This is a genomic window from Pseudomonas paracarnis (assembly GCF_904063055.1).
Lineage (GTDB): Bacteria > Pseudomonadota > Gammaproteobacteria > Pseudomonadales > Pseudomonadaceae > Aquipseudomonas > Aquipseudomonas paracarnis.
Genome location: NZ_CAJFCN010000003.1, coordinates 322883 through 334184, shown reverse-complemented (window position 1 = coordinate 334184; position 11302 = coordinate 322883). Strand labels below are relative to the sequence as shown.

The window sequence follows — 11302 nt, the reverse complement described above, 5'->3', positions numbered from 1 at the left end:
AAGCTCGCTCCTACAGGTTTGGGCTACACCACTTCCAGGTAGGAGCTCTGTATCTCCCGGGCCAACTCACGCACGGTGTCGATGAATTCTGTCAGCCGAGTGTGCAGCCCATCTTCCAGAATCTCATCAATCCCCGTGTACCGCAGCCGCGCCTCGAACTCCGCCGCCAGGCGTTGCGCCGTGCGCCCGTAACTGCCGGGCAGGTCGGCCAGGATATGGCTCAACTCCTCGATGCAGGCATGCAGCGAACGCGGCACATCGCTGCGCAACAGCAGCAACTCTGACACCGAGCGTGCATTCAAGGCATTCGGATACAGCTCGGTATAGGCCTCGAACGACGACAACGCGCGCAGCAGGGCGCTCCACTGGTAATAACCGCGTGCCGATACGTCGCTGACTTCTTCCGACTCCTCGCCGAACATCTCATAGCGCGCATCCAGCAGGCGCAAGGTGTTGTCAGCACGTTCGACAAAGGTGCCCAGGCGAATGAAGCGGTAGGCGTCATTGCGCATGATGGTGCCCGAGGTCGCGCCCCGAAACAGGTGCGAGCGTTGCTTGACCCAATCACAGAAGTGGCTGATGCCATGCCGTGCCAGGCCGCCGGCGGCGATACTGCGCATTTCCAGCCAGGTGGCGTTGAGGTTTTCCCACATGTCGGCGGTGATGCGCCCGCGTACCGCATGGGCATTGCCTCGGGCGGCACGCAGGCAGTTGTAGATGCTCGCGGGGTTTTGCGCGTCGAGCGCAAAGAAGTGCAACATGCGTTCGGCATCCAGGGTCTGGTGCCGCTCCAGGTAGCTGTCCAGGGTGCCGCTGCTGAGCAACGACATCGCCAGTTCATCCAGGCCATCGCTGCGCCCGGCCTGGGGCATCAAGGACAACGAATAACTGACTTCCAGCATGCGTGCCAGGTTCTCGGCGCGCTCCAGGTAACGCGACATCCAATACAGATCTGCAGCTGTTCTACTCAGCATACTCAGCCCTCCACCACCCAGGTGTCCTTGGTTCCACCGCCTTGCGACGAGTTGACGACCAGCGAGCCTTCCTTCAGCGCCACGCGGGTCAAGCCACCGGGCACCAGGCGGGTTTCCTTGCCCGAGAGCACGAAGGGTCGCAAGTCGATGTGCCGGGGCGCGATGCCGTTTTCGACAAAGGTCGGGCAGGTGGACAGGCTCAAGGTGGGTTGGGCGATATAGGCATGGGGGCGGGCCTTGATGCGCTGGCGGAAGTCTTCGATCTCGGCGGCCGTCGACGCCGGGCCCACCAGCATGCCGTAGCCGCCGGAGCCCTGGGTTTCCTTGACCACCAACTGCTCGAGGTTGGCCAGCACATGGGACAGCTCATCGGGCTTGCGGCATTGGAAGGTCGGCACGTTCTGCAGGACCGGTTCCTCGTCCAGGTAGAAGCGGATCATCGCGGGTACGTAGGGGTAGATCGACTTGTCGTCAGCCACCCCGGTGCCGATGGCATTGGCCAGCACCACATTGCCGGCGCAGTAAGCCGCCACCAGCCCCGGCACGCCGAGCATCGACTCGGGATTGAACGCCTGGGGGTCGAGGAAAGCGTCGTCGATGCGTCGGTAGATCACGTCCACGGCCTTGGGGCCGTCGGTGGTGCGCATGAACACCTTGAGGTCCTGCACGAACAGGTCGGCGCCTTCCACCAGCTCCACGCCCATTTCCCGGGCAAGGAAGGCGTGTTCGAAGAAAGCGCTGTTGAAGCGCCCAGGGGTCAACACCACCACATTCGGGTTATCGAGGCGGCTGGCGCTCTTGAGGGTCTTGAGCAAGAGGTTGGGGTAGTGGTCCACCGGGGCAATGCGCTGCTTGGCGAACACTTCCGGGAACAGGCGCATCATCATCTTGCGGTCTTCGAGCATGTAGCTCACGCCGCTGGGGGTGCGCAGGTTGTCTTCCAGCACGTAGTAGGTACCGTCGCCGTCGCGCACCAGGTCGACGCCCGAGATGTGCGAATAGATGCCGCGGTGCAGGTCGAGACCGACCATGGCTTTCTGATAGCCCTCATTGCCCAGGACCTGATCGGCGGGAATGATCCCGGCCTTGATAATGCGCTGGTCGTGGTAGATGTCGGCCAAAAACAGGTTCAGCGCGTTGACCCGTTGGATACAGCCGCGTTCGATCAGGCTCCACTCACTGGCGGGGATGCTGCGGGGAATGATGTCGAAGGGGATCAGGCGTTCGGTGTCTTGCTCGTCGCCATACAGGGTGAAGGTGATCCCGGCGCGATGGAACAGCAAATCCGCTTCACGGCGACGCTGGGCCAGCAGTTCCGGCGGCGTGTGGGCCAGCCAGCGAGAGAAGTCCTGATAATGCGCACGGCATACGCCGTTTGCGTCATTCATTTCATCAAAGAAAGATCGAGCCATTCCAGTACCTTGTCAGTGCCCAGTGTGGCTTTGGGTGGCACTGCCGCTTAAAAAAACGCATGTTTTTATGAGCCCGTGGCTGAAGGTGCCAACAGACCTGGTCCTTACTTTCTTATGGGGGCGGCTCTGGGTCGGGGGGTAACGCATGCTCCTGTTTTCCGGGTGGTGAATGGATAAAGCAATGCCTGTGCCGGAATGCGAACTAGGCATCAATAACCTGTGGCGAGCGAGCTTGCTCGCGCCGGGCTGCGCAGCGGCCCCAATAAAAGCGGGAGCGCTGCGCACTCCAGCGCGAGCAAGCTCGCTCGCCACAGGAGGGGGCTCACCACAATGGGGCGCGGCGTGTTTCAGATTGGTGCGCCAACCCACTTGAACTTCATCGAGCCCCGATTCTTCTAAGAAGTTTCGTCACCTTGTGGAGCACCGTCGTGTCCAGAATCATCTCCCCCCACACTCCGGAAGCGGCCCTGAACGACCACAGCGAACACAACGCAAAGATATTCGGCTCGCCCAAGGACCGCCTCGACTTTTACCGGCGCGAGATCCAGTACGAAACCAGCATCCTGGCCAACCGCACCGACGCCTACCTGACCGCGCAATCCTTCCTGGTGATTGCCTTTGTCTCCGGCATGGGCAACCTCAACCCGGAATGGGGCAAGCTGTTCACGCTGGTGGTGCCGATCTTCCTGGTTTCGCTGGGTATTCTCAGTTCGCTGAATGCCTGGCCCGGTATCCGTGCGGCGTATGAAATCATCGACCACTGGCACTACAAGCAAAGCGAATTGCTGCGCAGCGAGCCAGTGATGGGCATGGCCTACGATGAGTCGCCCCTGTTTTCCGAAGTGGAGTCGAGCCACAAGGGCTATCGCAAGTCGTTGTTGTTTTCCATGCGTGCGCCGTGGTTGTTCATGGTGTTCTGGCTGGTGTTGGGCATCTATGCGTTCTATATCCAGGTGGACAATCCACTGCGCTGACCACGCGAACGGAACTTCAGCCGTGGCCGTGACGCCTTAGCTCTATGCGGTTCAGATTTTTCACCGGCCTGCAAAGAGGTGCCTCATGCCCCAGCCTAAAGATCCCCAGACCCACAATCGCAACGACCCCGCCATCGACGGCGGCGAGCCTGCCCCTGGCACCGCCGCCGATGCGCCCAAGGACCCAGCGCCTGCCAGCGACCCGAAGGCCAAGGAAAACGACTACAGTCCAGACTTCAAGCCCGAGCGCGAGCACAAGCCTGAAACCGATGCCGATATCGATACCCAAGGCGGTTAGAGGAAATGCACATGTCAAAAGAACTGGACGATGAACTCAACGACCCCGGCAACGAAGACCCGGGTTCGTTGATGGACGATGCCGAGGTGCCGCTGAACGACCTGGATGAAGCGGCGGACGTTGGCAACACTGAAAATCAGGACTGATCCGGCGGCGGGCCCGAGGGATTGCTGAGCTTGAAGTAGACGTCTTCCTCGGCCCCGCCGTCCAGCGACACCTCCTGGCCCACCACGCGGTTATCGATCAGCGTCTGCGCCTGATCGCGGCTGATATTGACCACCGTGCTGCGCTTGCCAGTGATCACATACACCACATCCACCCCATGCTCGGCCAAAGCTGCCAGGTAGTTGGCATGGGGCAGGTCTTCGCCCAGTTCATATTGACGTTGCTCGCGTGTGGTCACGCCGCCTGCCTGCGCCAGGTATTGCTGCGAATATCCCAGGCGTTGGCGTTCCTCAAGCAATCGTTGGGCGATCTTTTTCATTAGCTGACTCGCAGTGTGGGTCTTGGCTGTTTGAAACCCCGGCGTGGTGCAGGATTCAATTTTTTTGCGCAGCCTGACGCTCATACCATGCCAGCATGGGCTGGGTAGTCAGGCCATGGGCCAGGATGCTCAATGCGATGACCGACAACGTCAGGTTGACCGCCACCGCACTGCTGGTGCCCACCAGACCGTGGTTGAGCGCATAGAACAGGTAGTAAATGCTGCCGATCCCACGGATGCCGAACCAACTGACCAGGCTGCGTTGGCGATTGTCCAGCAGGCGGCCCCAAGGCATGGCGAATACACTGGCGGGGCGAATCACACAGAACAGTAACGGCGCCACCGCCAACGCGGCCCACTCCCAGTGGCTGACCAGCACGATGCCCAAGACGGTCACCAGGAACACCTCCATGGCCCGCTCCACCAGGCTGCCGAAGGCCAGCATGTCACCCATCATCACGCCTGCCGCGATCTGGGTGTCCTTCAACTGGCTGACGTCGCCGTGCAAGGCTTGCTCGGGCTCGATTTCGAGGTGGCCCACCACCGGTTGCGCCAGGTGCTCGGCGGGTGTCTGGGCGTTGCCGGTGGACTTCACCTCGGCCTGACGCAACCCCAGGCCCGCCGCGAATACCGACAGGAAGCCATAGCCGCCCACGGCTTCGGCGGTCACATAGGCAAGGGCGATCAATGCCAGTGTCAGGTAATCATTGGGCGAGAGGGTGCTGTCGGCATTGATCAGGCGCAGGCGCAACGTCACACGGCCGATACCTCGGCCCATCCAGTAGCCGATCAATAGCCCGACCGGCACCGCCCATACCAGGTTTTTCAGCACCCAACCGCCGACCCAGTCGCCATCGAAGCCGCCGTGTTGCATGAACAGCAAGCCGAAGATCACAAACGGAAAGGCGCTGCCATCGTTCAGCCCCGCTTCGCCTGACAGACCGAAGCGCAGCGCGTCGTAGTCCTGGGCATTGTTGACCTGAACCAGACCCGCCAGCACCGGATCGGTCGGCGCCAGGATCGCGCCCACCAACAAAGACACCCCCCACGACAGATCAAGCAGGTAATGCAGCAACAGCCCGGTGCCGAGGATGGTCAACAGCATGACCGGGCCGGCCAGGCCGAAGGCGATGCGCCAGGTGCGATGCTTGAGCGGCAGGCGCAATTTAAGGCCGCTGACAAACAGCGAAAACAGCACTGCCACTTCGGTCAGGTGCTCCATCCAGCGCGCCGACCCCTTGATGTCCAGGTGCAGCAGGTCCACACCGAGGGGGCCGATGGCGATGCCGAGCAACAGGCACACCGCCGAAGTGGTGACCGGCATCCAGCGCAGGTAGGAGGACGTGAGGGCGAGGGTGAGCAGCACCGCGCCCAATACGGCCAACCATAGAATGAAAGTCATAGTGCGTGCACCCGGCCGTGGTTCATTCAGGTTGGAGGGCGGTGGCCAAGTGCGGGTTCAAACAATCACCGGGTTGAAGTGGCATTCTGTGGGAGCGGACTTGCCCGTGAATGCGGTATACCCGTCAACAGAGTCGGTGACTGACACCCTGTATTCGCGAGCAAGCCCGCTCCCACATTTGACTGTGTTTGGTCATGACACTCCCTTGGCATGACACCTCAGCGAGCCCCCAGCGGCGGCAAGCGCCGTTTCACCGGGGTTTTCTTCACAATCGCAGTATTGGTTTCGGCATACCCATTGATCCGGTCCAGCAGGCTGTCCAACTGATCCATGGTGCGCACATGCAGGCGGGCGATAAAGCAGTCCTCGCCGGTGACCTTGTCGCATTCGGTGAACTCAGGGATCGCCTGGATCTGGCGCTCCACTTCCTGCAGTTTGCCGGGCAGGGGGCGGATGCGCACGATGGCTTGCAGCAGGTAACCGAAGTGTTTGGGGTCGATGTCGACGGTGTAGTGGGTCAGCACGCCGCGTTCTTCCAGGCGCCGCAGACGTTCGCTGACGCTGGGTGACGACAGCCCGGTGATGCCTGCCAGGGCCTTGAGGGACAACCGCGAGTCGTCCATCAAAGCGGCGATCAATTGCTGGTCGATGGTGTCGATCATAGTCTGTGCCTAATAAGAAAAGGTGATTTCGGGCTTTTGCCTTTTTTAGTCGCTGTAGCCGTCGCCGACAGATTGCCATACTGGAGCCTCACTTGAGGAGCCTCAATCATGGATTCATCCATCCGTCGCGGGTCGTGGGAAATGGTCGCCGCCATGCTGATCTCGGGCAGCATTGGCTGGTTTGTGCTGGTGTCTGGCGTGTCGGTGATCGAGGTGGTGTTCTGGCGCTGCGTGATCGGTGCGCTGACGCTGGTGCTGGTGTGCGCCTGGCTGGGTTACCTGCGCCTGGACCTGCTCAGTTGGGCAAAACTGGGGCTGGCCGTGCTCAGCGGTGTGGCCATTGTCGGCAACTGGTTGCTGCTGTTCGAATCCTACTCCCGTGCCTCCATCGCGATCAGCACCGCGGTGTACAACGTGCAGCCGTTTATTCTGGTAATGCTGGCGGCGGTGTTTCTCGGTGAAAAAATCACCGTGCAGAAACTGGCGTGGTTGAGCGTGGCGTTCCTGGGCATGTTGGCGATTGTTACCGCCCATGGCGAGCAAACGGGTGGAGGAGATTACCTGGTAGGCATCGCGCTGGCCCTGGGCGCGGCATTTTTGTATGCGGTCGCGGCGTTGATCATCAAGCGCCTCAAGGAAGTACCGCCGCATTTGATGGCCTTGATCCAGGTGGCCACTGGCGCGCTATTGCTGGCGCCGCTGGTGCCCTGGAATGGCCTGCCGGCATCCACCACGACGTGGGCGGCCTTGGTCACCTTGGGGGTGGTGCACACGGGTTTGATGTATGTACTGCTGTATGGCGCGATCCAGAAACTGCCGACGGCCATTACCGGCGCACTGTCGTTCATCTACCCGATTGCGGCGATCTTCGTGGATTGGATTGCGTTCGGGCATCGCCTGGGGTGGCTGCAATGGCTGGGCGTGGCGGCGATTCTGTTGGCAGCGGCAGGGTTGCAGCGGGGCTGGTGGTGGCCCCGCAACCTCGGTAGGCGCGAGCTTGCTCGCGAAGAAGGCTAACGATGACGCAGCGCATCGGGTTGAAACGCGGCGTCCTCGAGCTTTTCGCGAGCAAGCTCGCTCCTACAGATGAGGGTTAGTGCGTGCCCTGATAGATGAGGTTTTCCGGATTGAAATGCTCCACCGCGCTGCCAGGCTGCGGCAGGCCGAGGATATGCCCCTTGATCTTGCCCACCACATGCATCTCGCAGGGTTTGCAGTCGAACTTGAGGGTCAGTACTTCGTCACCGTGGATCAATTGCATCGGCGCCACCTTGGTCTTTACCCCGGTCACTCCTTTGGCCTGTTTAGGGCACAGGTTGAACGAGAAACGCAGGCAGTGCTTGGTGATCATCACCGGCACTTCGCCGGTTTCTTCGTGGGCTTCGAAGGCTGCATCGATCAGCTTCACGCCGTGACGATGGTAGAAGTCCCGGGCCTTCTGGTTGTAGACGTTGGCCAGGAACGACAGGTGCGCCTCAGGGTAAACCGGCGGGGGCGAGGTTTCAGCCTTGCGCCCGCCCCGCGGATGCGCGGCGACGCGTGCGGCGGTCAGTGCTTCGATCACTTCACGGCGCAAGGCCTTGAGCTGTGAATTGGGAATGAAGAACGCCTGTGGCGCATCCAGTTCGATACGGGTGGCATGGTACTCGGTGGTGCCGAGTTGGCCGAGCAGGTCGCGCAGGGTGTCCAGCGCCTGTTCCGGCTTGTTGGCCACGCCAAACGGGCCGGGCAGGGTGACGCTGGCGCTGATGCCTTCTTCGCTGGTCGCGGTGATTTGCAGCTGCTCTTCACGCAGGCGTGCGACCCATGACAAGCCGATACGGCGCTCGGCCGAGGTCTTGAGCAGGGCCTGTTGCCAGTTGTGGTCCAGGTTGCGATTGAGCGGGTGATGGGGGCGCAGTTGATGCAGGCCGGCCGGCATTTCGTTGGGCTCGACGCGGTAGCGGTAGCGCTTTTCACCGTCTTCCTCGAACTCACCCTTGGGCTCGGCGATGTTGGCGCGAAAACCCACCACTTCACGCTTGATCAGCACATTGAGGCCGTCGCCGTTGGACAGCGGCTCATGGGTGACCACCTGCAAGTCGCGCTTGCCGGCTTTTTCCACGGTGCCCACGGGCAGGCCGGTAAAGGTCGGGGTGTCAAACGCGCCGATGTCGATCTTGCGGTCGCTGACAAAGTAATCGGTGCTGCCACGGTGGAAGGTTTTTTCCGGGTCGGGCAGGAAGAAGTGCGCGGTACGCCCGCTGGAAGCGCGGGCCAGGTCCGGGCGGTCTTCGAGGATCTCGTCGAGGCGCTGGCGGTAGTAGGCGGTGATGTTCTTCACATAACCCATGTCCTTGTAGCGGCCTTCGATCTTGAACGAACGCACACCCGCTTCGACCAGGGCGCGCAGGTTGGCGCTCTGATTGTTGTCTTTCATCGACAGCAGGTGCTTTTCAAAGGCTACCACGCGGCCTTGGTCATCTTTCAGGGTGTAGGGCAGGCGGCAGGCCTGGGAGCAATCGCCACGGTTGGCGCTGCGGCCATTTTGCGCGTGGGAGATATTGCACTGCCCGGAGAACGCCACGCACAGGGCGCCGTGGATAAAGAACTCGATGGCGGCATCGGTCTCGTCGGCAATGGCGCGGATCTCTTGCAGGTTCAACTCGCGGGCCAGTACCAACTGCGAGAAACCGGCCTGGTCGAGAAACCTGGCCCGGCCCAGGGTGCGGATGTCGGTCTGGGTGCTGGCGTGCAGCTCGATCGGCGGAATATCCAGCTCCATCACGCCCAGGTCTTGCACGATCAGCGCATCCACACCGGCATCGTAGAGCTGATGGATCAGCTTGCGCGCGGGCTCCAGCTCGTTGTCATGCAAAATGGTGTTGATGGTGGTGAAGACGCGGGCGTGGTAACGGCGGGCGAATTCCACCAGTTGGGCGATATCGCTCACCTCGTTACACGCATTATGGCGGGCGCCAAAGCTCGGCCCGCCGATGTAAACGGCGTCGGCGCCGTGCAGGATAGCCTCGCGCGCAATGGCGACATCGCGGGCAGGGCTGAGCAATTCCAGGTGATGCTTGGGCAAGGACATAGTTTTTTTAGTCAGGCTTGTCACGGTTGAGGCGGGCATTGTAGCTGTGAAATGCCTGGGCGGCATCTACCGCAGGGCTGTCGGGTCTAATGCAAGTCCGTTAAGCGAACGCATTACTCAACGCAACGAAGCCCCAATGTGGGAGCTGGCTTGCCTGCGATGGCGATTGAACATTCACTACCGCTATCGCAGGCAAGCCAGCTCCCACCTTTTTGACCGCGTTCGACATTCCGATCAGATCGGCGCTAACGGCGCCACAGATTCAAGCCTTGGCAGCCATCGCCGTCACTTCCACCCGCATACCTTCTACCGCCAAGGCGGCAACGCCCACTGCCGCCCGCACTGGCCAGGGCTTGGCGAAAAAGCGCTTGTAGACCTCGTTGAACGCCGCGCGGTCGGCCATGTCGGTGAGGTAGATGGTCAGGTGCATGACCCGGTCCATGGAGCTGCCGGCTTTTTCCAGCGCAACTTTCAGCGCTTGCAGGGTGCACTCGCTTTGCAGGGTGATATCGCCCAGCTCCAGGCTGCCATCGGCATGGGTGGGAATCTGGGTGGAGACCAGGATGCCGTTGAAGCCGATCACGTCGGAGGAGATGGAATCGGCGTCCGGGTCAGGGGTATAGGACAGGTCGTGGTTGGCCATGGGCACCTCGTGTTGGCAGGAGCAGAAAGGCGCCATGGTCGGTGAAATTCAGCCCAGGGGCAAACCCCGGCTTATATCCAGCGTCGGAACAGTACGCTGGCGTTCACGCCGCCAAAGCCGAAGCCATTGGACAGCGCATATTCAATCGGCATGGGACGCGCCTCATCGCGCACCATGTCCAGGCCGTCGGCGAGGGCGTCCGGGTTTTCCAGGTTGAGTGTCATTGGCGCGATCTGGTCACGCAGGGCAAGCACGGTAAAGACGGCTTCGATGCCCCCCGCAGCACCGAGCAAGTGGCCGGTGGCGGATTTTGTCGAGCTGATCGCCGGGCTGCCGCCGGTACCGAATACCGTCCTGATCGCCGCCAGCTCGCCTTTGTCGCCCACAGGCGTGGAGGTCGCGTGGGCATTCAGGTACTGCACCTGCGATGCCTCGATGCCCGCCTGGCGCAACGCTTGAGTCATTGCCCGGCGCGCACCGTCACCGTCTTCAGGCCCTGCGGTCATGTGATAGGCGTCTGCACTGGTGCCATAGCCCACCAGTTCGGCAATCGGCTGCGCGCCCCGCGCCAGGGCATGCTCCAGTTCTTCAATTACCAGAATGCCGGCGCCTTCGCCCATCACAAAGCCGTCGCGCGCCTGATCGAAGGGGCGCGAAGCGCGCTGCGGGGTGGCATTGAAATCGCTGGACAACGCTCGCGCTGCGGCGAAACCGGCCAGGCTGACGCGATGAATCGCCGCTTCGGCACCGCCGCATACCGCGACGTCGACTTCCCCGGCGCGGATCATTCGCGCTGCGTCGCCGATGGCCTGAACCCCGGCTGCACACGCGGTTACTGGCGCACCCAGCGGGCCTTTCAAGCCATAGTTGATCGACACATGCCCGGCGGCCATGTTGCTCAGAAACGATGGAATGGTGAAGGGCGACAGACGACGCGGGCCCTTGCTGTCAGTGGTGCGCACCGCATCGGCAATGGCCGGGAAACCACCGACACCGGAGGCGATGATGGTCGCTGTGCGCGCCTGCTCCTCAGGTGTTTTGGGTGCCCAATTGGCCTGCTTCAGGGCTTCATCCGCCGCCGCCAGGGCGAACAGGATAAAGCGGTCCATCTTGCGCTGTTCCTTGGCCGCCAACAGTCGATCAGGATCAAAACCGGCTTCGGGGTCTTGCAACGCACTTTGCACCTGGCCGCCGATGCTGACCGCCAGATCACCGATCAACTCTTGCGGCAAACGGCGGATGCCCGACTGGCCGTCCAGCAAGCGCTGCCAAGTGGATTCCACGCTCGACCCCAGCGGCGAAAGCGCGCCCATGCCCGTCACGACGATACGTTTACTCATGCTCAATCGACTCCTGTTGCTTGAAGGATACACAGCGTAT

General features: G+C 61.5%; 12 protein-coding genes. 4 read left to right on the top strand and 8 right to left on the bottom strand.

Annotation, left to right across the window (positions count from 1 at the left end):
* Positions 1 to 23 precede the first annotated feature (23 nt).
* The gene (locus tag JMV15_RS08735; protein ID WP_014718413.1) at positions 24 to 974 is read right to left on the bottom strand and encodes an alpha-E domain-containing protein; all 951 of its coding nucleotides are present in this window, start codon (positions 972 to 974) and stop codon (positions 24 to 26) included.
* Positions 975 to 976: 2 nt separating this feature from the next.
* Entirely contained in the window at positions 977 to 2386 is a 1410-nt protein-coding gene (locus tag JMV15_RS08730; RefSeq protein WP_014718414.1) for a circularly permuted type 2 ATP-grasp protein, read from the bottom strand.
* 428 nt (positions 2387 to 2814) lie between these two features.
* On the opposite strand from JMV15_RS08730, the gene JMV15_RS08725 reads away from it, so the two are divergent.
* The 3 genes from JMV15_RS08725 to JMV15_RS28570 all read left to right on the top strand — a co-directional run bounded on the left by JMV15_RS08725 (position 2815) and on the right by JMV15_RS28570 (position 3804).
* Entirely contained in the window at positions 2815 to 3360 is a 546-nt protein-coding gene (locus JMV15_RS08725; protein ID WP_014718415.1) for a hypothetical protein, read from the top strand.
* A gap of 85 nt (positions 3361 to 3445) precedes the next feature.
* Entirely contained in the window at positions 3446 to 3658 is a 213-nt protein-coding gene (locus JMV15_RS08720; RefSeq protein ID WP_038450081.1) for a hypothetical protein, read from the top strand.
* Between the two features lie 11 nt (positions 3659 to 3669).
* A complete protein-coding gene (locus tag JMV15_RS28570; RefSeq protein ID WP_014718417.1) occupies positions 3670 to 3804 on the top strand; it encodes a hypothetical protein in 135 nt (44 codons plus the stop codon).
* On the opposite strand, the gene JMV15_RS08715 is transcribed toward JMV15_RS28570, so the two are convergent.
* The 3 genes from JMV15_RS08715 to JMV15_RS08705 all read right to left on the bottom strand — a co-directional run bounded on the left by JMV15_RS08715 (position 3795) and on the right by JMV15_RS08705 (position 6206).
* Positions 3795 to 4142: a helix-turn-helix domain-containing protein gene (locus JMV15_RS08715; protein ID WP_014718418.1), complete on the bottom strand. Its 348-nt coding sequence runs from the start codon at positions 4140 to 4142 to the stop codon at positions 3795 to 3797. The genes JMV15_RS28570 and JMV15_RS08715 overlap by 10 nt on opposite strands.
* Positions 4143 to 4197: 55 nt before the next feature.
* Entirely contained in the window at positions 4198 to 5544 is a 1347-nt protein-coding gene (locus JMV15_RS08710; RefSeq protein ID WP_038450084.1) for a cation:proton antiporter, read from the bottom strand.
* A 218-nt stretch (positions 5545 to 5762) separates the two neighbouring features.
* On the bottom strand, positions 5763 to 6206 hold the full coding sequence (locus JMV15_RS08705) for an Lrp/AsnC family transcriptional regulator (protein WP_014718420.1): 444 nt from the start codon (positions 6204 to 6206) through the stop codon (positions 5763 to 5765).
* A 108-nt stretch (positions 6207 to 6314) separates the two neighbouring features.
* On the opposite strand from JMV15_RS08705, the gene JMV15_RS08700 reads away from it, so the two are divergent.
* Complete coding sequence (locus tag JMV15_RS08700; protein WP_032903427.1) at positions 6315 to 7223, top strand: DMT family transporter; 909 nt, start codon at positions 6315 to 6317, stop codon at positions 7221 to 7223.
* Positions 7224 to 7299: 76 nt separating this feature from the next.
* Here JMV15_RS08700 and JMV15_RS08695 read toward each other — a convergent pair whose 3' ends face one another.
* From JMV15_RS08695 to fabF, 3 genes are all read right to left on the bottom strand, one after another.
* On the bottom strand, positions 7300 to 9279 hold the full coding sequence (locus tag JMV15_RS08695; RefSeq protein WP_019820074.1) for a peptidase U32 family protein: 1980 nt from the start codon (positions 9277 to 9279) through the stop codon (positions 7300 to 7302).
* A gap of 262 nt (positions 9280 to 9541) precedes the next feature.
* The gene (locus JMV15_RS08690; RefSeq protein ID WP_014718423.1) at positions 9542 to 9922 is read right to left on the bottom strand and encodes a RidA family protein; all 381 of its coding nucleotides are present in this window, start codon (positions 9920 to 9922) and stop codon (positions 9542 to 9544) included.
* Positions 9923 to 9993: 71 nt separating this feature from the next.
* Positions 9994 to 11262 carry a beta-ketoacyl-ACP synthase II gene (fabF, locus tag JMV15_RS08685; protein WP_201491351.1) on the bottom strand — a complete coding sequence of 423 codons (1269 nt, stop codon included), beginning with the start codon at positions 11260 to 11262 and terminating at the stop codon, positions 9994 to 9996.
* Between the last annotated feature and the right edge of the window lie 40 nt (positions 11263 to 11302).